At 69.8% G+C, this 21,210-nt stretch carries 27 protein-coding genes; 23 read left to right on the forward strand and 4 right to left on the reverse strand.

The window, feature by feature from the left end:
* Positions 1-485: 485 nt before the first annotated feature.
* The 21 genes from ACFYOJ_RS19365 to ACFYOJ_RS19465 all read left to right on the forward strand — a co-directional run bounded on the left by ACFYOJ_RS19365 (position 486) and on the right by ACFYOJ_RS19465 (position 15,599).
* Positions 486-1,241 carry a site-specific DNA-methyltransferase gene (locus tag ACFYOJ_RS19365; RefSeq protein WP_061441571.1) on the forward strand — a complete coding sequence of 252 codons (756 nt, stop codon included), beginning with the start codon at positions 486-488 and terminating at the stop codon, positions 1,239-1,241.
* A gap of 251 nt (positions 1,242-1,492) precedes the next feature.
* Entirely contained in the window at positions 1,493-2,044 is a 552-nt protein-coding gene (locus tag ACFYOJ_RS19370) for a DUF4913 domain-containing protein (protein WP_061446786.1), read from the forward strand.
* Positions 2,041-2,526, forward strand: a complete 486-nt coding sequence (locus ACFYOJ_RS19375; RefSeq protein WP_054100375.1) for a hypothetical protein — start codon at positions 2,041-2,043, stop codon at positions 2,524-2,526. Before ACFYOJ_RS19370 ends, ACFYOJ_RS19375 begins: the two co-directional genes overlap by 4 nt.
* Before the next feature lie 18 nt (positions 2,527-2,544).
* Positions 2,545-3,243, forward strand: a complete 699-nt coding sequence (locus ACFYOJ_RS19380) for a hypothetical protein (protein ID WP_114533916.1) — start codon at positions 2,545-2,547, stop codon at positions 3,241-3,243.
* A gap of 25 nt (positions 3,244-3,268) precedes the next feature.
* Positions 3,269-4,012, forward strand: a complete 744-nt coding sequence (locus ACFYOJ_RS19385; RefSeq protein WP_114533914.1) for a hypothetical protein — start codon at positions 3,269-3,271, stop codon at positions 4,010-4,012.
* A gap of 181 nt (positions 4,013-4,193) precedes the next feature.
* Complete coding sequence (locus tag ACFYOJ_RS19390) at positions 4,194-4,514, forward strand: SH3 domain-containing protein (RefSeq protein WP_061446785.1); 321 nt, start codon at positions 4,194-4,196, stop codon at positions 4,512-4,514.
* A 96-nt stretch (positions 4,515-4,610) separates the two neighbouring features.
* Entirely contained in the window at positions 4,611-5,093 is a 483-nt protein-coding gene (locus ACFYOJ_RS19395) for a hypothetical protein (protein ID WP_061441568.1), read from the forward strand.
* Positions 5,090-5,533 carry a hypothetical protein gene (locus ACFYOJ_RS19400; protein WP_061441567.1) on the forward strand — a complete coding sequence of 148 codons (444 nt, stop codon included), beginning with the start codon at positions 5,090-5,092 and terminating at the stop codon, positions 5,531-5,533. The genes ACFYOJ_RS19395 and ACFYOJ_RS19400 overlap by 4 nt, the downstream gene beginning before the upstream one ends.
* Before the next feature lie 10 nt (positions 5,534-5,543).
* Positions 5,544-5,957 carry a hypothetical protein gene (locus tag ACFYOJ_RS19405; RefSeq protein ID WP_181849708.1) on the forward strand — a complete coding sequence of 138 codons (414 nt, stop codon included), beginning with the start codon at positions 5,544-5,546 and terminating at the stop codon, positions 5,955-5,957.
* Between the two features lie 47 nt (positions 5,958-6,004).
* On the forward strand, positions 6,005-6,847 hold the full coding sequence (locus ACFYOJ_RS19410; RefSeq protein WP_114533912.1) for a helix-turn-helix domain-containing protein: 843 nt from the start codon (positions 6,005-6,007) through the stop codon (positions 6,845-6,847).
* Positions 6,844-7,359, forward strand: a complete 516-nt coding sequence (locus tag ACFYOJ_RS19415; protein ID WP_061441564.1) for a hypothetical protein — start codon at positions 6,844-6,846, stop codon at positions 7,357-7,359. Before ACFYOJ_RS19410 ends, ACFYOJ_RS19415 begins: the two co-directional genes overlap by 4 nt.
* A gap of 44 nt (positions 7,360-7,403) precedes the next feature.
* Positions 7,404-8,591 (forward strand): MFS transporter, encoded by a 1,188-nt coding sequence (locus ACFYOJ_RS19420; RefSeq protein ID WP_289625165.1) that lies wholly within the window; start codon positions 7,404-7,406, stop codon positions 8,589-8,591.
* Between the two features lie 29 nt (positions 8,592-8,620).
* Complete coding sequence (locus tag ACFYOJ_RS19425; protein WP_054100383.1) at positions 8,621-8,923, forward strand: hypothetical protein; 303 nt, start codon at positions 8,621-8,623, stop codon at positions 8,921-8,923.
* 50 nt (positions 8,924-8,973) lie between these two features.
* Positions 8,974-10,218: an acetyl-CoA carboxylase biotin carboxylase subunit family protein gene (locus ACFYOJ_RS19430; RefSeq protein ID WP_061441562.1), complete on the forward strand. Its 1,245-nt coding sequence runs from the start codon at positions 8,974-8,976 to the stop codon at positions 10,216-10,218.
* Positions 10,215-11,366, forward strand: coding sequence for a hypothetical protein (locus tag ACFYOJ_RS19435; protein ID WP_061441561.1), 1,152 nt, complete (start codon positions 10,215-10,217; stop codon positions 11,364-11,366). Before ACFYOJ_RS19430 ends, ACFYOJ_RS19435 begins: the two co-directional genes overlap by 4 nt.
* Positions 11,363-11,992 (forward strand): HAD family phosphatase, encoded by a 630-nt coding sequence (locus tag ACFYOJ_RS19440; protein ID WP_061441560.1) that lies wholly within the window; start codon positions 11,363-11,365, stop codon positions 11,990-11,992. The genes ACFYOJ_RS19435 and ACFYOJ_RS19440 overlap by 4 nt, the downstream gene beginning before the upstream one ends.
* 29 nt (positions 11,993-12,021) lie before the next feature.
* Positions 12,022-12,888, forward strand: coding sequence for a DUF317 domain-containing protein (locus tag ACFYOJ_RS19445; protein ID WP_061441559.1), 867 nt, complete (start codon positions 12,022-12,024; stop codon positions 12,886-12,888).
* Positions 12,889-12,916: 28 nt separating this feature from the next.
* The gene (locus ACFYOJ_RS19450; RefSeq protein WP_114533910.1) at positions 12,917-13,405 is read left to right on the forward strand and encodes a hypothetical protein; all 489 of its coding nucleotides are present in this window, start codon (positions 12,917-12,919) and stop codon (positions 13,403-13,405) included.
* Positions 13,406-13,452: 47 nt separating this feature from the next.
* Positions 13,453-14,253 (forward strand): DUF317 domain-containing protein, encoded by an 801-nt coding sequence (locus ACFYOJ_RS19455; protein ID WP_061441557.1) that lies wholly within the window; start codon positions 13,453-13,455, stop codon positions 14,251-14,253.
* 33 nt (positions 14,254-14,286) lie between these two features.
* A complete protein-coding gene (locus ACFYOJ_RS19460; RefSeq protein WP_061441556.1) occupies positions 14,287-15,318 on the forward strand; it encodes a SpaA isopeptide-forming pilin-related protein in 1,032 nt (343 codons plus the stop codon).
* A gap of 131 nt (positions 15,319-15,449) precedes the next feature.
* Positions 15,450-15,599: a hypothetical protein gene (locus ACFYOJ_RS19465; RefSeq protein ID WP_181849710.1), complete on the forward strand. Its 150-nt coding sequence runs from the start codon at positions 15,450-15,452 to the stop codon at positions 15,597-15,599.
* A gap of 72 nt (positions 15,600-15,671) precedes the next feature.
* Here the strand turns inward: ACFYOJ_RS19465 and ACFYOJ_RS19470 are convergent, their stop codons facing one another.
* The 4 genes from ACFYOJ_RS19470 to ACFYOJ_RS19485 form a co-directional block, all read right to left on the reverse strand.
* A complete protein-coding gene (locus tag ACFYOJ_RS19470; RefSeq protein ID WP_078884524.1) occupies positions 15,672-16,199 on the reverse strand; it encodes a DUF6262 family protein in 528 nt (175 codons plus the stop codon).
* The gene (locus ACFYOJ_RS19475) at positions 16,196-16,648 is read right to left on the reverse strand and encodes a transposase (RefSeq protein WP_260824414.1); all 453 of its coding nucleotides are present in this window, start codon (positions 16,646-16,648) and stop codon (positions 16,196-16,198) included. Before ACFYOJ_RS19475 ends, ACFYOJ_RS19470 begins: the two co-directional genes overlap by 4 nt.
* Entirely contained in the window at positions 16,551-18,104 is a 1,554-nt protein-coding gene (locus tag ACFYOJ_RS19480) for a tyrosine-type recombinase/integrase (RefSeq protein WP_199560838.1), read from the reverse strand. The genes ACFYOJ_RS19475 and ACFYOJ_RS19480 overlap by 98 nt, the downstream gene beginning before the upstream one ends.
* Positions 18,105-18,652: 548 nt before the next feature.
* Positions 18,653-19,765, reverse strand: a complete 1,113-nt coding sequence (locus tag ACFYOJ_RS19485; RefSeq protein WP_233520686.1) for a tyrosine-type recombinase/integrase — start codon at positions 19,763-19,765, stop codon at positions 18,653-18,655.
* A gap of 253 nt (positions 19,766-20,018) precedes the next feature.
* On the opposite strand from ACFYOJ_RS19485, the gene ACFYOJ_RS19490 reads away from it, so the two are divergent.
* A complete protein-coding gene (locus tag ACFYOJ_RS19490) occupies positions 20,019-20,192 on the forward strand; it encodes a DUF6233 domain-containing protein (RefSeq protein WP_258566236.1) in 174 nt (57 codons plus the stop codon).
* Between the two features lie 42 nt (positions 20,193-20,234).
* Positions 20,235-21,107: a DNA ligase gene (locus ACFYOJ_RS19495; RefSeq protein ID WP_061441552.1), complete on the forward strand. Its 873-nt coding sequence runs from the start codon at positions 20,235-20,237 to the stop codon at positions 21,105-21,107.
* Positions 21,108-21,210: the final 103 nt, after the last annotated feature.

The raw sequence follows: 21,210 nt of genomic DNA on the forward strand, positions 1-21,210 counted from the left end.
GGTTCGGGCATGGATGGGTGGTCAGACGTCATGAACGAGTCCTTCGGGATGTGGTGTCCGGCGTGCCGCGTTCGCGAGGCGTGGTGGAAGGGCGCGGCAGCCGGGGTGGGCGATCGGAGGCGGGCCGGTGCGGGGGAGTTGCCGCTCGCTCCGCGCGGCCGGCTGTGAGCTAGGTGTGCCGGGGCAGGGGTATCTCCATGAGGTGTGGCGAGGATGTAGCCAGCGGCGGTGTGCGCCGGGCGGTTCAAAAACAGTAGGTGCGGATCGGCGGTTGACCAAAAAGCTCGGCGTGAGGTGCCGAAAACCGGTACATCGGTAAGGGTTTCTTGGTCGTCGGCGGATTCGCCTCTACAGTTTTTTGACTCCCCCTCGCCCTCCTCGGTCTGCGGCCACGGGCTTCTGCATGCCCGGTTCCGGCCCGCGAGGACGCTTGTGCGAGGCGGTGTTTCCCTCCGCGATTTCCGCACCCGAATAGGGGTTCCTCTTTGCCTTTTTCCCTGCACCAGGGCGACGCTCTGGCCGTTCTCTCCGGCCTACCGGACGGCTGCGTCGACTCCGTCATCACCGACCCGCCGTACAACAGCGGCGGCCGGACCGCGAAGGAGCGCACCACCCGCTCCGCGAAGCAGAAGTACACCTCCGCCGATTCCAAGAACGACCTTGCCGACTTCACCGGCGAGAACATGGACCAGCGCTCCTATGGCTTCTGGCTGACGCAGATCATGACCGAATCGCACCGGCTGACGAAGACCGGCGGGACCGCGCTGCTGTTCACCGACTGGCGCCAGCTCCCCACGACGACGGACGCGATCCAGGCGGCCGGGTGGCTGTGGCGGGGTGTGCTGGCCTGGCACAAGCCGCAGGCCAGGCCCCAGAAGGGCCGGTTCACCCAGAACTGCGAATTCATCGTCTGGGCGTCCAAGGGGCCGATCGACGGCTCCCGGAACCCGGTCTACCTACCGGGTATGTACTCGGCTTCGCAGCCCTCGGGGTCCAAGCGCCAGCACATCACGCAGAAGCCGGTCGAGGTGATGCGCGAGCTGGTCAAGATCAGCCCCGAAGGCGGCACGGTCCTCGACTTCTGCGCCGGCTCCGGCTCCACGGGCGTCGCCGCCCTGCTGGAAGGCCGGGACTTCATCGGCGTGGAGAAGACCGAGCACTACGCGGCGATCGCGGCCGACCGGCTCACCGAGACGATCCGCGCCACCCTCACCAAGGACGACGTGGTCCTCGCCACCTGAGCCGCGTCCTCTCCTGCCGCCAACGCAACCGGCTCCCTGCTGAGCCGCCGGCGGAGCACCGCCGGAGCGGACGTGCAATTTCACTGCCCGGTCCGTGCAAGGACGCCTTCGCCTTTCTCCCAACCCGTGTCTCGTAGGAGGCTGAACTTTCAATGTCCGAATCCGCAAGGCCGTCTGACGATGGGGAGCTGGAGCCGGTTCGTATTCCGGATCCGCAGTTGGAGGGAATCGAGGCGAGCGTGCGGCGGCTCATGGAGCAGTCGGCGCAACAGGCTCAGCAGCTCGACCACCTCGCATCCGCGCCGGCGCCGAGCGGGTCACCGTTCGCCGCGTTCGGTATGCCGGGACTCGGCGGGCCTCCGGCCGCCGTTCCGCCGGAGCCTCGCCCGATCCTGGAACTCGACGGGGAGGAACGGGAAGACGAACTCGACGCCCTCTCGGACTGGGTCGACGACTTCTTCCTCCCGGTCTACGGAGCGGAGGTCACCACCGCGGCACCTTGGTGCCTGCAGTGGCAGGAGCACGACGACGTCGTGGCCTGGCTCCACGCCCTGTGGCTCGCCTACCAGCAGCACAAGGACCCCGAAGCCGGGCTCTCCGGCCTGTTCGTGTGGCACCGCGACTTCCTCACCCACGCCGTCGCCACGATTCGCGCGCCGGGCGGACCGCTGTCGGCCTGCATGACCTCCCCCGACCGGCCCGCTCACCGTCTCCTGCCCGGCCCGCCGCCGTCCGTGCGCACCGAGACCGCGGCCACGGCGGATGGCGCCGGCACTGCCGAGCCGGGCGAGCCGACGCCATGACCGCGGGAGCGGGACAGCCCGCCTTCGGACTGAGCTTCGACCCTCGCGCGCTGACCGATCTCCTTCAGGCCCCCAGCGATATCCGCGACCTCACCCTCGCCTACCTGCAGGAAGTCGTGAACGCCCAGCGCTTCGGACAGCGCCTCGACGGCGACCTGGAGGGATTCCGGAAGCTGTTCGTGGACCGCCGCAAGGACTGGCGCGTCGTCTACGGCGTCCGCCCGGCGCCCGCGGAATCCGCCCACCCCAAGGAGATCCACGTCGTCGCGGTACGGCCGCGTGCGGGCAACGACGTCTACGACGAGGTCGGCCGCCGCCTGGGGATGACCCGCCGGCCGCTGAGCGCTCGGACGCACGCGGCCCGCTCGCGTTCCCCGCAGCTGACCACCCGTCCTCCCAAGCCCCGGCCTGGTCCGCCGCCTGCCGCACTGCCGGGCCTGCCCCGCCCCGCACCCAACCCCGCGCACCATCCCACCCGCTGAACGCACGGAGCGCCGCCCATGCCCCCTCAACCCGCGCCGACACCCACCCGGCGTGCGGTCACGCAGCTCGACCACCGCCTCGAAGCGGTCACCGGCCACGACATCGACACCCTGTGGACCTACCGCGACCGCGGCGCCCTCGACGACCCGCACGCCCAGCTGGTCGACCGGCACCGCACGCTGGCCAGCGCCCAGATCGGCGTCACCTTCTACCTCAAGCTGCTCAACCGTCTCACGAGCGGTGAGTTCCCTGTCGACGGTGCCCTCTTCGTACGCATCGACCGCACCGTGGACCAGCTGGAGGAAGCCGCCAACGCGCGCGACGCCGCCGCCCAAGAGGTGCTCGCCGCCCTGGAGCCCATCGAGGCCGCCGCCGCAGCATCGACGCCCGACGAAGGACGACTCTCGACCGACGACCGGGCGGCACTGCTCGCCATCGCCGGCGGTGCCAAGCTCCACGAACACCTGCTGACAGGCCGACTGTCCGTGACCGCCTCCTCCGGCACCCGCATCCCCTATCCCCAGATGCAGCAGCTGGAACGCGCCGGCCTCACCGTCCGGGACACCAGCCACCCTGTGCACGCCGGCCAGCCCGTCTCCCTCACCGACGCCGGGCGAGCCGCACTGCTGGACGCCCGCCGGACTCCTGCAACGCATGCGCCGACGAGCCCGGCTCGCCCCGGTGCCCCGCCGTCCACTCCAGCGAAGCGGCGCTGAACTGCACCGATCCACCGAAAGGCTCTTGTTGTCCCCCACCGAACCGGCGCCGGCCCGGAAGACCATCCCCCACGTCGACTTCGAGCTGGACGACCTCGACTCCGACGAGGAGAGGTACCTCGACTTCTACCGCAAGGTCGCTGTCCACGAGGACATGCTCGTCCCCCTCGCCGAACACCACGACGGCCCGAACAGCTACTACTTGCTGTTCGACCGAACCGCCACCTGGGGACGCCCCGGCATGCCCCAGGTGCTCGCCGTGCATCTGCAACGGGACCACGAGAAGCGCATGTTCAGCTTCGAGCACGCTCAGCTGCCGCTGCCCGCGATGGCGCAGTCCTGGCTCATCCACCGCGGCTGCCCGCCCGAAGCCATCGGCCTCCACCCCGAACTGGGCCCGCCACCGGCGGACGAGGCCACGCGAGCACTAGAGCGACGCCTCGTCGGCGACGGCGACCACTACGCCATGGGCTACTCCTACACCAGCGACGACCCGGACGACATGGTCATCGTCGTGGTACTGCGTGCACAGGACGAGCAAGTCCCCAGCCCGTTCCGCGTGGTGGTCGAGGAGGTCGATACCGAGACGTGGACGCACACCCTGCGGGAGGGCGGCTTCGACACGGCCGGAGAGGCCCTGCAGTGGTGCGACGACCGCCTCACCGGCAAGGCCGGGCCGCTCCCGCCGGTCCGCCCGGCAGTCACCCCCAGCCGCCCGGCAGGTGTAGCGAAGGCCCCTGCCCCGCATCCGCCCGGCCGCTCTCGCTGAGCGCTGTTCCAGTCGCGGGCGGCGCAACATAGCCGACGATCGCCGGTTAGCCAAACCGCCGATTCTCCGGACTCTTATACAGCCGCCGGGGACAACTCCCGCGGCCACTTCCCCGCATTCCCTGCGCCTTCACGGAGGTTTCTTCCGCATGCGCTCCACCCGAATCGCCATATCCGCGGCGATGCTCGGCACGCTCGCGCTGCCGGCGCTGTCCGCCACTCCCGCCAGCGCCGCGACCGAACCCACCGCAGCAACCGCCACCCCTGCCGTTAGCTGCCACAACCTGCCGCCGCTCCCGTACACGGTGCACACCAACGCCGTGACCATCCGGTCCAAGGCCAGCTCGAAGTCCACCGCGCTCGGCGTGCTCTACAAGAGCCACAAGTTCAGCGTGTCCAAGAAGAGCGGCAACTGGCTCTACATCACGGACAAGACGACCGGCGTCAAGGGCTGGGTCTCCGGCACCTACGTCTACCGCGACGTCCGCATGTGTCTGGACTGACTGGATCCAGCACGTCCCGCCCAGCGGCGGGGGCATCGAGTACAGCCGCCCCTCACATTCCGCAGGCACCGGCCTTTCCAGAACAGGAGATCCCTTTTGACCGACGGCATATCCGAGGAGTCTGCGGATGTCGTGGGCGTGCTCACCGAACGGATCGAGGCCCGCTTCGGCATGGGCATGGACCAGTTGAAGGCCGCGGTCGCCGCCGCTCCGACCGCGAACCCCGACGCCACCGACGTCGTCAAGTGGCACGGCCTTCTCGTCGAGGCCCAGTCCGTGCTGGAGCGCGCAGAGGACGACCTCCTCGCCGCCCTTGAGACCCAGCCCAGCGAGGTCGACGACCCGACGATGGGCCTCGCCCATCGGGTGAACGCCGCCGTCACCACCCGCGACGGCCGGGCCATGGTCGTGCGGTGGCTCCTCGACCCGGACGCCCCGGGAAAGAAGGACCTCGCCGCAGAGCGCCTGGCCCGCATCCGGCCCCGAAGCGGCCCGGCAGTGCAGACCAGCGCTCCCCATCGTCCCGCAGGGACACCCGCGCCGGCGTCGGCGTGGCGGCCGGCAAGGTTCGCCCGATGAGCCGGGACAAGGCCAGCACCATGGACACCGACCTGCAGAAGGTCTTCGGGAACCCGGTACCCGAGCTGTACGAGGCTGCTGCCGGCCACGATGCCTCACCCGAGCTAGCCCGTGCCCTGGAGCTGCGCTCGTTCCTGGCGCTCACCGAGGAGCAGGTCGCCCGCGTCCGCGACCGCGTCCATGCCGACATGGACCCCGAGCGGGACATGGGCGAACTGTCGGCGGACAAGCTCCGCTTCGACGCGCAGTGGCTGGAAGCAGCACTGGAGGCCCGCGACGGCTACCGCGCAGCCCTCGGCGAGCTGCTGCGCACCATGCCCCCGCCTGCAAAGCAAACCCGGCCCGCTCGCACGGCACAGCTCAAGGCCACCGCCACCCTGCCCCCGTCTGCCGCCCCGGCACCCCAGCGTGCCGGGGCGGCCCGGGCCCGCCGACCGTGAAAGCCCCCGATTGCCCCACCTCACGTCCACCGACATAGCCGACCGGATCGAGGACCTGTACGGCGCACCGCTCGCCGACCTCGAAGCCCATGCACAGGACCAGCCCCCCGGCATGCTGTCCGCCCTGCTCGGCATGCACGGCGCCCTCGCCCTGGCCGAGCGCAGCATCGACTTCCACCGCGACCAGCTGGCCCGGCTCGTCCACCCCGAGCGGCAGATCGGCCTGCACGAGGTGTCCCACCTCCTCGACGGCACCCGCCGGCTCGCCGAAGCCGTCGCCGTCCGCGAGGCCCAGGCCACATCGGTCGCAGCCGTCCTGCAGAGCCTGGCCCGCGTCCCGGCCCCGACGTCTGCCTCTCCGACTCCCGCGCCGCCTGCTCCGGCCGCGCCCCTTATGGCGCAGAGCGCGGCGCACAGCCGCTGACCCGACCCCCAGGCGATTCCCCCTTCTTTCACCCAGGAGTTCCTCCCTTGGCCATCACCGCTCTGCCCCCCGATGCCGACGCCGACATCGCCCGGGTCACCGAGGCCCTCGCCATGATCACCCCGCGCTGGAACGTGAGGATCCTGCTGGCCCTCTCCGGCCCGCCGCTGCGCTACAGCGAGTTGGCGGCCAAGGTGTCCTGGCTGCAGAACGGCCAGCTCCACCCCAAGTTGAAGTCGTTGTGCGACGCCGGTCTCGTCGAGCGCACCGAACACACCGCACGGCACGTCACCTACGGCCACACCGAGCGAGCCACTGCCCTGCTGCCGATCCTGCCGATGATCGTCACCTGGGCCGAAGAGCACCTGGAGAAGGCGGAGCGCCCGCTGGCCGCGATCGAGCAGATCGAGGACAGCCTCACCCTGCTCACCCGGCGCCATGCTGCCGCCATCCTGTGGGTGCTCAAGTCGCGTAAGGAGGTCAGTGGCCGGGTTCTGGCCCGGATCGTGATGCCCAGCAGCGACTGGACCAACATCTATCCGCCGTTGCGCCTGCTCGTTGCCGACGGTCTGGCCGATACCGAGGGAAACGGCCGGCCCTACCGGCTGTCCGCCGCCGGCGACGCCCTGGGCCCCGTCCTCGGCACGCTGTCCGCCTGGTCCGCCGGGCAACCCCTCGACCAGGCAGCCAGCCACCCCGTCTGGGGGCAGCCGCAGGCCAAGAGCGCGCCGAGGCCGTGGGTCAGCAGCCCGTCACGGCCGGCGCCCGTGGCGCTTCCACCTGCTCGGGCGGTTGGGTCGTCCCCGGTGTGGCACCACCGCGACCTCTTCTCGCACGCTGCCACCGGCCGCCCGACGGCAGCCATCCCGGCGGGAGGCCCGCGCCGATGAGCACTTCCTTCCCCCCTGCCGAAGCGCGCCAGGTCATCGACCTGCTGGCCTCACGCTCCTTGATCCGTCTGATCACCGAGATCGACGACAACGGCGCCATACCGCCGCGACGGCTCGCCGGCACCCTGCCCGACCTTTCCGCGCACCAACTGCGCAGTGCATCCGACACGGCCCGTGCCCACGGCCTCGTCCGGGTCGCGTCCGGCGCCGGTCTGGAACTCACGGACTCCGGGATGGAACTGGCCGACTTGTACGACGCGCTAGCCCGGTGGGCGCGGCGTCACTCGGCCCCCGCCGCCGTCTGCGAGTTCAGCAGCCGCATCCAGCACGTTCTCGGCCTGCTGGCACCCTCACTCACCCCCGGGAACGCCGACCGCCCCGCACCCCTGCCCGACGCGCACCCGATCAGCGCGGAGGCTGAGGCGGACCTAGCGCGCGTCCGCACGCACCTGATCCAGTGGCTGGCCGGCAACCCCCAGGTGACCAGGGCCGAGCCCGAGCGGGCCGCGTGAGCGCAGCGGTCACACCCCGGCACGCACGCCACACGGCAGGGCTGATGAGCAGCATTTACCTGCCGCGCACGGCGGACGCGTTGGCATTCGCGATGTCCACCTACGGCATCCCGTTGCTCGTTCTGGCCACGACTGGATCCGCCGTACTGACAGGGGCCGCCTTCGCCCTGGAGTGGATCCCGCGCCTGGCAGCGTTCGGGTGGGCCGGGCCGATCGTCGACCGACGCGGCGCCTCGGTGGTCTTCCACCTCGCCTCCCTGGGACGGGCGCTGGCTCTCGCCGCCGGCGCTGTCCTGCTGTACCTCTACCCGTCCGGTGCTGCGGCGAGCGTGACGGTGATGGTGCTGGCGGCGGCGACCGGTGTGCTCACTGAGTTCAGCTACATCGCCGTCGAGACTGCAGGTGCCGCCGCCGGCCGCCGAGCGGGACCTCGGGCTCACCGTGTCCAGGCTGCCCTGCTCGGCATCGACCAGACGGCGACCTTGGCCGGACCGGCGCTCGCCGGCGTGCTGCTGCTCGCCGGGCCGCCGTCGATGCTCGCGGTGGTCACCGTGCTCTCGCTGCTTGCCGCGCTGCTCGCCCTGCGCACACCGCCCTCACCCGTGGCCCCGGCCCGCGCGCCGAAGGGACGGCCCGGCGCCGGGCTCGTCACCGGGTGGCGCACCATCCGCGCGCTCCCCGCGCTCGGCTGGTTGGTGGCCGGGCTGACCCTGTCCAACCTGTCTATCGGCCTTCTCCAGGCAGCCGGTCCGGTGATCGTCGTCCAGCACTTCGGGCAGTCCACCACGGCCGTCGGCCTGGTGTGGTCCGCCGCAGCGGCGGCCACTTTGGTGGCCGTCACCGTCTGTCGGTTCGCGTTGGACCGCCTGGGCCTGTGGCCGGTGGGAGTCGCCTGCTCCGTCATCGCTTCGCTCGCCTGTCTCGCAGCCGCCCTGGCCCCCGACTACCTGTCCTACCTGGTCATGGTCGCAGTCCTGATGGCAGCCGATGGCGGCTTGGCGGTCGTCCTGCGCACCCTGCGCTCCCGCCTGATCCCCCCGGAGGCATTCGGCAGCACCCTGTCGGCCACCATCCTCATCCTCCTGCTGCCCTTCCCCCTCGCCGGCGTGCTCACCGCGCTCACCCCGCCCGACGCGCTGGGCCACGTCATCACCGCCTGTGCCGCCCTGCAAACCCTCGGCCTGTTCTGCGCCTTCGCCCGCCTGCGCACCGACCCTGCCCTGCGCGCCTGACCCGGCTGTCCCGCCCGTGGAGGACCCCTATGACCATCGCCGCCCTCGGGTCGCACCGAGCGACCGGCCGCACCATCACCGAGCAGTTCCACGCCTTCGACGCCCGCAACCCGCACGTGTACCGATCCCTCGAACGCATGGCCGCCCGCCGCCTGGCCGCCGGCGCCACCCGGATCAGCCTCAAGGACCTCTTCGAAGACCTGCGACGTCAACTCCCGTACGGCGTCGCCGGGCTGAACAACAACTTCACCGCTCTCTACGCCCGTCGCCTCATCGACGACCACCCCCACTGGTCCCACGCGTTCGAGCTGCGCCGGCGCCGCGCCGCCTGAGACACCCCCTTTTCCCTGCCCTGCCGTCCCTTGATACGGAGAATTCCCTCTTGCCCGCTCGCCCTGTTGTACTTGTCGTCGCTCCCGGAGATGAGAACTACCGCGGCTACTGCCTTGAGCAGGTCGCCGACGCCTACAGAGTCGTGCTGCTCACCGGCACCGAACCCTCGTGGGAGAAGCCACACATCACCGATCACGCCGTCGTGGACCTCAGCGATCCTGCCGCGCTGTTGGCGGGGGGCCGGGCCCTGGCCGCACGCCACGACCTCGCCGGTGTCATGACCTGGGACGAGTGGAGTGTGGTCCCGACCGCCCGACTCGCCCGCCAGCTCGGCTTGTCCACCACCTCGCCCGAAGTGATGCAGGGGTGCCGCAACAAGGCCACCGCTCGGTCGCTGTTCGCCCGCCACGGCGTGCCCTCGGCCGCTTCGGTGAGCGTGCGTACCCGGCAGGAGGCCGAAGCCGCCGCCGACCGGATCGGCTATCCCGTAGTGCTGAAGCCTGCCTCACACGCGGGTGCCATCGGCGTGCTCCGCGTCGATGACCGCGACCAGCTCACGGCCGCCTACCGGGCGGCCGAACGGACGGCCGGTCAGGGCACCGAGAGCACCAGCGTCCTCGTCGAGGAGTTCCTCGACGGGCCGGAGATCTCCGTGGAGTGTGTCACCTACCGCGGCGCCACCACGGTGGTGGCGGTCAACCGCAAGACCATCAGCCCTCCGCCGCACTTCGAGCAGCTGGCCCACAGTGTGGACGCCGACGACCCGCTCCGGGAGACCGTCGCGCCGGCCGCCCGGGCGGCGATCAACGCCCTCGGCATCACCGACGGCGTCAGCCACATAGAGATGCGCCTCGTCGACGGCAGGCCCCGCCTCATCGAGGTCAACGCTCGCCTGGCCGGAGACATGATCGGCCACCTCGTGCGTCTCGCCACCGGCATCGACCTGGTCCGTGCCGCCGCCGACATCGCCTGCGACCGCACCCCCGACCTCACGCCCACCAGGTCCTCGGCCGCCGCCATCCGGCTCCTCTATCCGGACACCTCCGGCACCCTCACCCACCTCACCTACGACGGGCCCCGCCCGACGTGGCTGGACCGGGTGCACTACCAGTGCCGCCCCGGTGACCAGCTCCTCCTCCCCGCCGACGGAGGAAACCTGTACACCGGCCGGATCGGCTACCTCATCACCACTGCCACCACCGGCCAGCAGGCGCGTGCACGCGCCGACCAGGCTGCTCGTGCCGTCACCGCGGTCCTCGACCGGACCTCCGGCCCCCGTAGCGCTGCGGCGTGAGCGCGGTGTCTGCGGCTGACCGGCATAGCCGGGCATTGCTGACCGGCTATTTCCTCGGCCTGGGGGCCATCATGGCGGTGTGGGGCGCCCGGATGCCCGCCGTGCAGCAGGCTGCCCACCTCGGCACCGCAGGGCTGGCCCTGGTCCTGCTGGCCGCCGCCGTCGGCATGGTCGCTGGACTGCAGCTCGGAGGCCGCTACGCCCGCCCGGCGCGGCTACCAGCCCAGCTCACCAGTGGGTCCATCGCCCTGGCCGGGTGCCTCGTCCTCGTGGGACAAGGCGAGAGTCTGTCCGCGTTGCTGCTGGCGGCTCTCGCGTTCGGTCTCGCGCACGGCGTCCTCGATGTGGCCGCCAACACTGCGGCCGTCCGCTGCCAGAACGCCTTCGGCCGGCCCATCATGTCTGGTCTTCACGCCGCCTACTCCCTCGGCGCCCTCGCCGGCGCCGCCCTGGCCGCCCTCACCGCCCAGGCCCCGCACAGCACACTCTTCACCGCAACAGGCGCCCTCCTGGCCGGGGCCGCTGTCGCAGCGGTGCCGGTCACCCGAAGCCTGAGCGGCGCAGAGCGACCCGCAATGCGCGCTGGCGCCGGGAAGCTGCCCCTGCTTTCGTCGCCGGGGAAGCTCTGGCTTCTGGCCGCCCTGGCCGCTGCGAGCCTGCTGGGCGAGGGAGCCGCCGCTGACTGGGCCGCCGTGCACCTGCACACCCTGGGCGCCCCGACGGCCGCGAGCGCCACCGCGTTCGCGCTGTACAGCGCGGCCATGGCGGCCGGACGGCTGACCGGTGACCGGCTCACCGCTGCCTTCGGCGCCCCGACAGTCGTACGGGCCGGAGCCCTTCTCGCCACGGCCGGACTCACCATCGGCGTCATCGGGAACAGCACCCCACTGGCGCTGACGGGCTGGGCGGTCTTCGGACTCGGCCTGTCCACCACCGTCCCCTCGCTCATCACCGCGGCCGGCGCCGGAGGCGCCAAGGCCGTGGCCACGGTCACCGCCACCGGCTATCTCGGCCTCCTCGCCGGCCCGGCCCTCATCGGAGCCCTGGCCAGCGCCACCACCCTGCCCACGGCCCTGCTGCTGCCCGCCCTCCTCGCAGCCGCCGTCGCCGTCCTCGCCCACCGCGCCCTGGAGAACACCACCCCTTGACGCCCACCACTGCCCACGCGGGCCTGGACGCCGTCATTCTCGACTACAACGGCGTCATCGGCCTGCAACCCACCACCGACCAGTGGCTCCGCCTGGCCCGCACCGCCCTGTGGCCCGAGGACGGCCTCCCCGCCTTCCAGAACGCCTTCTGGAACGCCCGCACCGCCTACGACGCAGGCCACCTCAGCGACCTCGCGTACTGGGCCACGGTCCTCGGCCACCACCCCGGTGCCCGCAGGCTGCGTGGACTCCGCGACGCCGATACCGACATGTGGACGTCCATCGACGATCACGTCATCGATGTTCTCCACCAGGCCCACGAGTCCGGGCTGCCGCTGGTCTTGCTGTCGAACGCACCCCGCCACCTCAGCGATGTCCTCGACCGCCGCCCGTGGCGCCGCCTGATGAGCCACGCCTTCTACTCGGCCCGGCTCCAGGTCTGCAAACCCGACCCGGCCGCCTACCAGCACGCGATGAACGCCACCGGCGCCGCAGACCCCGACCGCGTCCTCTTCGTGGACGACCGAGACGACAACTGCCATGCAGCCCGCCACCTGGGCCTGCGCACCCTGCACTACACCGGCCACCCCACCGACCTCGCAGCCGCCCTGCAGCCCCCGAACTGACCCGCTTCCTCCTCCCCCCCCAGGATTCAGTGCCCCACGACGACCACGACACCATCGACGGCGACGTCTACGTCTCCCCACGCCACCTGGCCCGCTCCACCGCGGTCAGCGACCCCGGCCTCGACCCGCTGCGCGACCTCGGCTGGGATCTGCACCACGACCACCTCGGCAACGCCTACCTCACGGCCCTCGACGGCAAGGTCCGCCTCGGCTACCTCCCCGAAGGCGACGACGACGGCCTGTGGCGCATCAACGCCTACAAGGACGCCTTCGGCCCACCGGCCTGGGGCGTCTGCTTCAACGACAGCGCGCCCACGGAGTTCGTCACTGCCTTCACCACCGCCCTCGCCGAGGCGTACCGGCAGGGCCCAGACCGCTACCTTGCCCGCCCGCTTGCCGGAAGCACCGACCGTGACCCGTTCCAGGCCGTTGACCCGCTCATCAATCGAGGCTGGTGCTTCGACCGCCCGGATCTAAGGACCTTCGCCATCACCGCACCCGACGGGCTCGCCACGCTGGAATACACCACCGGCGACCTCGACCCGGCGATCGAGCTGGAAACCCGCGACGCGCGCTGGCACCTGTGGGCCGGCACCTCCTCAGCTCGGCCCTACTGGTACGCCACGGCCAGCACCGACACCCCCGCAGCCCTTCTGCGAGCTGTGACCGAGGCCGTGGCCGACCCCGCACCCCTGCCTCGATGGCGGGACGACACTTCCAGCTACGTCAAGGACCACGCCCAGACTTCCCCGATCCACCCGCCCTCTCCGCCGACGCCCACCCCGCTCGACGTCCGGCGGGCCGCAGCGTCCCGCCGCCCGGCCGCGCTTCCCGCGGCCAGCGTTCCGCGCTGGAGCACCACCAGCCGACATGCCCTGCCCGGCCAACGCCGCTGACTCCACTCAACTCCGACCGGAGACGCTCGTGTTCCTGCAGGCTCCCGAGTTCTTCACCGAGCTGTGCCTTCCTTTCCACGAGCACGCCGTCGTGGGCAACACCTACTACGCCGCCCCCGTGCCGGGCACGCCGCTGCGTTTGCGGATTGACTTCACCCGCACCATCCACGCGGACACCTACGGCGGGCTGCGTGTCGCAGTCGTCCAACCGGAACGCGGGGAGATCGACGCGGTGGCACTCAGCTTCGTGGACCACGGAACCTTCCACCGCCGCGACGAAGCCACCAACACCCCTCCGAACACCAAGCAGTACGGCACCTTCGGCACCTACCACCGCCCCGGCCGCCCCCCGTGGGACGGAGCCGTCACCACCGGGCTGCGCGACGCCATCGAGCAGTACACGGCCGTCTGGTTCCCCGGCGCCTGGGCTGCCTCCGCGCCCAAGCGTGCGGCCGGCCCCACGCCGCGCAGCACTCCAGCTCCGCCGACCGTCCCCGCCGGGGCCCGCACCCGCTGAGCCTCGTCCCGATCCCCGCGCCACCTACTCAGCAGGAGCATCTCCTCGTGTTGCCCGACCCACCACGCGACCCCTTCAACAATCTCGACCCTGCCCAGACCGTGAGAGTTCTCCCGCGTCACCTCGCCGGTCCCGGCCAGGCAGACCTGGAGACGATCTGGGCCTTCCCCTTCGACGACGGATGGCACCTTCACCAGGGACTCGAAGGGATGGTGTTCGCCATCAGCCCCTGCGCCCGGCTGTGGACCCGCTTCGCTCCCAAGCCCGAGGAGCGAGGCGCAGACACGTGGACCATCGGCATGGACCGTGCCCCCTTCGGCCCGCGGGCCTGGGAGATCACCTTCGACGCCACCACCCCCGCCGAACTCCTGCGCGACGTCCACACCGAACTGCTCGACCTGTACCTCGAAGACCGCCACAGCGACAAGAACCACCTGGTCGAGGATCCGACGGCCCCGCACGAGGTGTACACGCCGCTCCTCACCCACGGCTGGAGCCACAGCGTCAAAACGGACGGTACGCAGACCTTTCTGCCACCAGAGGGCCTTGGCGGTGTGCGTCACCGGTACGCCACCACTGGGTCCGACGGTCCGGCCTGGCGGGCGTGGGGCGGATACCCGAGCGAGCCGCACTGGCAGGCCCAGTTCTCTGCCGGCGCGCCCACCACCCTCGCCGCGGCTTTCACCGCCTCGCTGATCTCCACCGAACCGCTGCACCGGGCCGTGAAGCAGATCCCCTTCCACACCCGTCGTCACCTCTACGTCGCACCGGCTGCAACCCCGCAGCCGCCCAGCCATCTGCCGCCCGCTCTGCCGTCCGCACCCCACCCCGCCGGCCGCGCCCGCTGACCTCCCCCGACCGATCAAGGAGTCCCCTTCCTCGTGCACGCACATCTCGTCCGATCCGCCGCCGCCATCGCCGTCGCCGCGGCCGGCACCCTCACCTGGGCACCGGCCGCGAGTGCCGAGCCCACCGAACCGACCCCCTCAGCCTCCGCCGCTGCCGAGACTCCGGCTGCGGACGCGGGCAGCGTCGAGATCACCACCAGGGACACAGCCGGAGACGCCCTGCCCGGCGCCCCCGGCGCCGTGTTCCTGCTGCTCGACTCCGCCGGCCAGGAAGCCGGACACGGGAAGACCGACGCACAGGGAAAGCTGACCTTCTCCGACCTCGCGCCCGGCGTCTACCGGCTCAAGGAGACGGCCTCCGGCAGCCCGCTCCACGAGGTCGTCGCCGACCAGGACGTCATCGTCACCCCCGGCGCGACCACCCGGCTGACGATCACCGATCCCTTCAAGGCCGCCAAGGTCCTCCTGCAGGCCAAGGACGACAAGACCGGCAAGCTCCTGTCCGGCGCGACCGTGAACATCGGCACCGGCACCTCGACGCTGCTCACCCTGACCACGGGAGCTAAGGGCACAGCCTCCGGAGAGCTGCCCATGTCGAGCCGGAAGGCCCAGTTCTGGGTCAAAGAGATCAAAGCCCCTGCCGGCTACGACCTGTACAAGCCCACCAAGACGTTCACCGCTGCTCCCGGCGACCCGGTGACCGTGACCGTCACCAACGCCAAGACCACCACGACCCCGAAGCCTGAACCCTCGGGTAAGCCCACGCACACGCCCACCGACACACCCTCCTCCAGCCCAGGCAAGCCGAACAGCGGTACGGACAGGGCCACGCCGTCCGTAACGGATAGCGACACACCGGAAACCGACACTTCCGCCATCGCAGCCACCCCGGTCGGCGACTCCACACCGAAGACGCCGACGGGCTCCCTCGCCCACACCGGTGCTGACGCCACGCCGTGGCTGATCGGCGGCGCGGCCGTTCTGATCGCGGCCGGTGGAGGCGCCCTCACCGTGGCACGCCGCAGTCGCACCGACAGCCACACAGAAGACAACACCGGGAGCTGACCGCACCCACCCTTCTTCACTACACGGAGCCCCCGCAGCCCCAGCTGGACACGCTGTTCGCGACCGCCAACAGCGTCCTCCTGGATGTGGGGGCCTCGGTGTTTGTGAACCGCCCCTCTATAATCGAACGTGTGAGCGATACTCCGTCCCGTCTGGAACTGCTGCAGTTCACGCGCCGCGTGGTCGAGCAGCAGGCGCGGGCGAGCCTTCGGCAGCTAGACCGGTGGATCGCCGATTCTCTGGGGCTTCGAGCTGTTGCCGCGGCAGAGATCTCACGTTGATGCAGCTCAGCGCCAGTGTCTGTGACTCTATCCAGCGCAACAGGTGTGGTGCTATCGCCGGATCGGGTGAGTTCAGCGAGTCTCCCGAGGGCCGTGGTTGAGTGCTCGGGTCAGTTCTCGGTTCGCGGCTCGTGACGCGTCGAGCTCATCGGTTCGCTCACCCAACTCGCCCTGCACATCGGCGAGTTGTTGTTCCAGTCTCGTGATCTGTCGTTGCAGTTGATCGACGTCAACGGGGGCGCCGAGTCCGGAGTCAGCCCAGGCTGATTGCCCCATTGACTCGGAGAGCCGTTTCTCCAACTGTCGGACCCGTGTCTGCAGGCGGGTGTTCCGCTCAAGAGCATTGGCCAGGTCCGCTTGGAGCGAGGCCCTGCTCACGGCGGCTTGGCGGCCTTCCGACGGCGGGGCCGCAGCGGCGGCATGGACGCGTTCGAGCAGGTCTCGGTGGCGATAGAGGAACGTGCGGTCCACTCGCGCCGTGCGGGCGAGCGAAGCGACGGTGATTGCCTCGTCGGCCCGCAGGGCGGCGTCGAGGGCCTTGAGGACGCGTTCGCGGCGCCGGGCCGAGTCGGCTCGGCGCCCCTCGATCATGCTGGTCATACGGTTCGCTCCGGGCGGATGTCGGGCAGGGGCTGGCGGATGCGGGGCATTCCGAGTGAGACGACTTGGCGGCTGCGGCGGACGAGGGTGACGGCCTCCTGGATCTTCAGGCGGTCGTCGTCGGTGAGGTCATCGAGGTCTTCCTTGAGACGGCGGACCAGGCGGCGGACTCGGGTGATCTCCTCGTCGGAGGGCATCGCCTCATCCCTCGCCCAACCGTCGGCGTGGGCGAAGGCGGCCAGGCGTTCGCGGTTCCGCAGCAGGTCGGCGAGGTATGCCTCCAGGTCGGGCAGGTAGGAGATGTCCGTGCGGAAGTGGCCGCAGCCGACGCAGCGGAAACGGACTGGGCAGTCATGGCCGCCGGCTGCGACGTTCGACGGTTCGGTGCAGACGCCGTAGGGGACGGCGACCTCGCCGATGGCCCGACGCGCGTGCTCGGAGTCGAGCAGGGCCTTGGCTGTGCGCCAGACGCGTTTGCCGTGCCGGTCGAATTGCATCGTCGTGACGCGGTCGACGGCTTCGCGCCGTCGCTCCTGACCGATCCGGTAGTAACGCTGCGTAGTGCCGAGCTCGGCGATGGTCCATCAGGACCTTGAGGACATCGACCGGGGTTCCGGCATCGGCATGCCGCTGGGCATAGGTGTGCCGGTAGGCGTAGAGAACAACTTTCGACTTGTCGAAAGGCAGCATCTTCGTCACCCGCTCGCCGTGGATCTCGACCATGGTGGGGACGAGGATCTCGGGAAGGGAAGTCACCCAGGCTCGGTGCTGGTCCCCGATCGTGTTGTGCGCCATCGGTTTGGTGCCATGCGGATTGGTCACCACGGAAGGCAGCAGCCGGAGGTCTTTGCTGGGAGTATGAGGGAATCGAGCCCTGGTTCGCTGCTGCTGCGTCACGATGAGGGCGGCTGTGTTTTCGGAGATGGGAAGGCGCCGCCCGTTTCTGAGTGCCTTGTGATTGTCATAGATCAGAACAGGCTGTCCATCGCCATCTTTGTCAAGGCAGTCCCAAGGTAGCTTGGCGATCTCGCCCGGGCGCCGACCGGTATCGATCAGCAGCTCAATCGCTGTGCGGTTCTGCGTGTCTGCAATCATGTCTAGGTGGGCGCAGATTTGACGCATCACCTCAAGCGGAAGATCCCGGCCAGCCTCAGTGTCCTCTGGGTCATCCGGAATATCTCCTTCGCGAAGACAGAAGTCGTCCGCCAGCCCGTGGAGGATCTGGCCCCGCTGCGTGAGACCCAGGGTCCGCATACGGCTAAGCAATCGACGGCAGGCACGGGCATCTTCGCAGTGGCGGGACGCTGCGATCTCCCCCCTCTCCCGGAGGTACCGCAGTCGATTGAGGAAGAGAGTGATGTCCTCCCTGGTGAGAAGACGCAGATCCGCACCGCTGTCAGACCGGTTGAGCCGCAAACTCTCGGAGAGACGGGCCACAGCATTGATCTGTCGCTGGACCGTTCCTGTGGCGGTCGGGCCCCGACGACGTGGAACGTCATCCAGAGCCCATGCCTTCGTTGCCTCGCGCAACCACGGTTGGGTGATCGCCTCGAAGTGCAAGCGGCCCTTCAGGCCAAAGACCGACCCGATCCAAGTGTCCTTTTTCCGTTCCGTTTCTGCCGATAGCCAGGCATGCGTGACGTGTTTGAGGAAGGTCGTGGCCCACCTTCTTGAGCTGCCCGAGAGATCGCCGCTATCCAACTGGCCGAGCGAGTCAAGTTGCTGTCGACGAACCGCGTCGCAGAGTGGCCGCAGCTGATAGTCATGCAGTTTCACCCCCGCAGCCAGGCATTCCTGCATCGCATAGAGGAACTCGGAAACGACATGGTCGGACAGGCCGCGCAGGTTGATGACGCCCTGTTCGGGGACGGCTGGTTCGGTCCGCCGCCAGGCATCTTCGTCCACGGGGCGCCGTTTGCGCCATCGATGCTCGTGCGCGCGGCAGTAAGGGGGAGCCTCTCGGGCCCGGTCACGAAGGCATGCCTCGACCAGGCAAGGGCCAAACGCCCGCAGAGGCTGAGCCTGCGGGCTTCGGATGAACTCTTCCAGTGACAGACGAGAGCGATTGCACTGAAGACGATGCACATAGCACAAGCGCCCGGGGGCCGTCTCCCAAGGTCGAGCGCACTTGGGGACATGGCAGTTGGAGACCCCGATTCCTCGCCATCGCCGTCCGACTGTAGCCACGAACACCTCGAACGTCAGCCCGCTTTTTTCCCACCTCCTCCCACACCCACCGCACAGCCCGTGATACTTGGCGTGTTGCAGTCGCTGCTTGCAGTCGGATAGTAGACAGGTCGTGGCACCGACAAGCGGGTGGTCAATGGGGAAGACGACAATCCTGACTGCGGGATCCCAGCCCACCATGGTCAGGAATTCCGGGGTCACTTTCTCCATCAGATCCCGGGCGGATTGCCCACGGTCCACCGGAGAGTGGGAAGCACTGAAAGCCTTCACTTCCTCACCCCGTCGATCACAGTCCGTGAAGAAGGAACCCGCTCAACGGCTGCACGCAAGCGGGACGGTTTGGGGTGCAGGTAGGGCCGGGCTGAATTCGGGTGCTTCTGTCCCAAGAGAGCCTGTACCTCATCGAGAGTGCCACCAGCGTCACTGACGTTGCTGGCCATGGCATGTCGACACATGTGCGGAGCGATATTCCGCCCGAGTCCAGCCCTCTTCGCCAGCGACTCGACGAGCTCGCCGATCGCGTCTGGGGTGACGGGCGAGCCATAGGGCGGGCGGAAGAGATTGACCAGGATGAAGTCGCTGCCGCCGGCGCCGAGCAGCCCGTGCCGTTCAAGCATGTATTGGTCGAATGCCTGCACCACCAGGAAGTCCACGGGCAGGGCGTGCGACTTCCGGGATTTCGACCATGCATTGTTGACGTTCTGGCGCCGGACGACATGAAGGTGGGCGCCCTCAATGTCGCAGCCCAGCGACCGGGAGTCCATCAGCAGGTGGGCATCCGTCCGCCGCAGGCCCGCTGCCTGGCCTCGACGGAGGCCCACTCGGGCCAGTAGCAGGACAATCAGGCGGTCCCGGGCTGATCGGCAGGCCAGAAACATGGCCACGATCTCCTCGTCGCTGGCCCGGTCGACATCGGTCTCCGGCTCCTGGAGCCGATGGCGGGCCCGCAGCCGGTAGCGCAGACTGCTGTCCTCACCACGGGCCTCGGACGGCAGGTCGTTCGTGTCGCCGAGCTCGTAGATCTGTTCAAGGATCCAACCCGGGACGCTCTTGTTCACCACCCCGTGGGCGAGGAATCCGCGGACCGCAGTGAGTACCTTGTTGATGCGTCCATCGGTGCGGACCGGCTTCGAGCCGGGGCCCGGCACGACGACGCGGCGCTCGCCGCCGTTCCCGGGCGTCCACCGCAGCCAGAGCATGAACAGTCCCATATCCTGGGCCGCAGTCCCCCAGTCACGCTTGGTGAGCAAGCACCAGGTCAAAAACAGGCAGATGCTCTCCGCGTACGCCTTCGTCGTTGTCTCCGCGCGACCGCGGCCCAGCCGAAGTTCCCGCAGGAACCGATCCGCCTCGTCGACCGACACCAGGTCGTCGTCCACCACAGTCCAGTACCGGGTGCCTGAAGGCATCCGCACAGGGAAAGCACGCATCCGTACCTCTTCTCCACGAGCCAATCGCAACGATCCGCCGCAGAGCCACACCCCCCGAGAACCGTCGTAGCAGGCCCAACGAGGGGGCTGACCACGACGTCACACCACGGTTCCCGAACCCCCAGAGAACGCGGACGAGGAGCGTCGCGAGGCCGAGCGACGGCAGGCCGAGGAGCGGCGACTGCCGCCCCCGGAGTGGCTGATCGAGCGGGGCCTTGACCGGAGCAGCCTGGTGGCGGTGCACACGGGGGACTGCTGGGACCCGGGTAAGCGCCAGATGCCGGCGACGCGGGAGCAGGCACGCGACGCGATACGTCAGCAGGTTCCGGCGTGCTCGAAGTGTCGGCCGGACACGCGGCTGGGCCTGCTGGAGTAGTCCGGCGCGCGGGCGGTCCGGGCGGCGTTTGAGGGTGGCGGGGTGGAGTTCCCTGTCGACGTCGCCCTGGCCGAGCTGGTGCCGCAACTGCCGACCGGGCCGCGCTGGTGGTATGAAGTGAAGCTCGACGGTCACCGGACAGTTTTGTGGCGGCTGGCTGAGACGGTTCGACTTCAAGCGCGGTCGGGTCGGGACGTGACGACGCCCTGGATGGATCTTGCCGTGGCGGGGATGGCCCTGCCGCCTGGTGTCGTCCTGGACGGCGAGGCAGTCGTCGTGGTTGACGGGCAGGTGTCGTTCGAGGCCGCTCAGGCTCGGGCGGCTTCCTCGCCTGCACGGTCGCGGGAGCTGGCGGCGCGGCACCCTGCGCTGCTCATCGTGTGGGACGTTTTGTCGTTGCCCACCGGGGACGTGAGGGGGCGTCCGTATGAGGAGCGGCGCGCCTTGATGCTGGACATGGTGGCCGGGCTGCCGGAGGGGTCGCCAATCCAGGCAGTGTCGGCGACGGAAGACGTGGAGGTCGCCCGGGTCTGGTACGAGACGCTGACCGGCTCCGGTGTGGAGGGGGTGGTGGCGAAGTCGGGGCGGTCGCCGTACCGGGCGGGTCGGTCGTCGTCGTGGAAGAAGGTCAGACACGCGGAGACGATCGACGCGGAGGTGGTGGGGTTCACGGGGGCGGCGGGTCGGCCGCGGGCGCTGGCAGTGCGGTTGCCTGACGGCCGTGTTGCATTGTCTCAGCGGCTCGGGGCGCAGCTGGCCGCGCAGGTCGCGGCGGCGCTGGTCGATGTTGCCCCGGCCGCGCGAGGTCGGGCGGCCGGAGGCGAGTCGTTCACGGCGGCGGAGCCCGGACTACTCGTCGAGGTGCTGGCGGGGACGACGAGGCATGCCGTGGTCACCGTGACGCGCGTGCGGTGAGCTGCCGCGAACCAATCGGGAGGAATAGCTGGCCTTCAGCTCGGCGAAGGACCGCGGGTCCCAGCGCACGAACTCCTCGCTTCGGCGTGGGTGTGGGCACGCC

The sequence above is a fragment of the Streptomyces sp. NPDC006384 genome (assembly GCF_042870695.1).
Classification (GTDB): domain Bacteria; phylum Actinomycetota; class Actinomycetes; order Streptomycetales; family Streptomycetaceae; genus Streptomyces.

Bases quoted from the DNA above. Each gene is read 5' to 3' on its own strand.
- ACFYOJ_RS19370 (WP_061446786.1), top strand. From the start codon at position 1,493: ATGGAGCAGTCGGCGCAACAGGCTCAGCAGCTCGACCACCTCGCATCC.
- ACFYOJ_RS19375 (WP_054100375.1), top strand. From the start codon at position 2,041: ATGACCGCGGGAGCGGGACAGCCCGCCTTCGGACTGAGCTTCGACCCT.
- ACFYOJ_RS19380 (WP_114533916.1), top strand. From the start codon at position 2,545: ATGCCCCCTCAACCCGCGCCGACACCCACCCGGCGTGCGGTCACGCAG.
- ACFYOJ_RS19390 (WP_061446785.1), top strand. From the start codon at position 4,194: ATGCTCGGCACGCTCGCGCTGCCGGCGCTGTCCGCCACTCCCGCCAGC.
- ACFYOJ_RS19400 (WP_061441567.1), top strand. From the start codon at position 5,090: ATGAGCCGGGACAAGGCCAGCACCATGGACACCGACCTGCAGAAGGTC.
- ACFYOJ_RS19415 (WP_061441564.1), top strand. From the start codon at position 6,844: ATGAGCACTTCCTTCCCCCCTGCCGAAGCGCGCCAGGTCATCGACCTG.
- ACFYOJ_RS19420 (WP_289625165.1), top strand. From the start codon at position 7,404: ATGAGCAGCATTTACCTGCCGCGCACGGCGGACGCGTTGGCATTCGCG.
- ACFYOJ_RS19425 (WP_054100383.1), top strand. From the start codon at position 8,621: ATGACCATCGCCGCCCTCGGGTCGCACCGAGCGACCGGCCGCACCATC.
- ACFYOJ_RS19470 (WP_078884524.1), bottom strand. From the start codon at position 16,199: ATGACCAGCATGATCGAGGGGCGCCGAGCCGACTCGGCCCGGCGCCGC.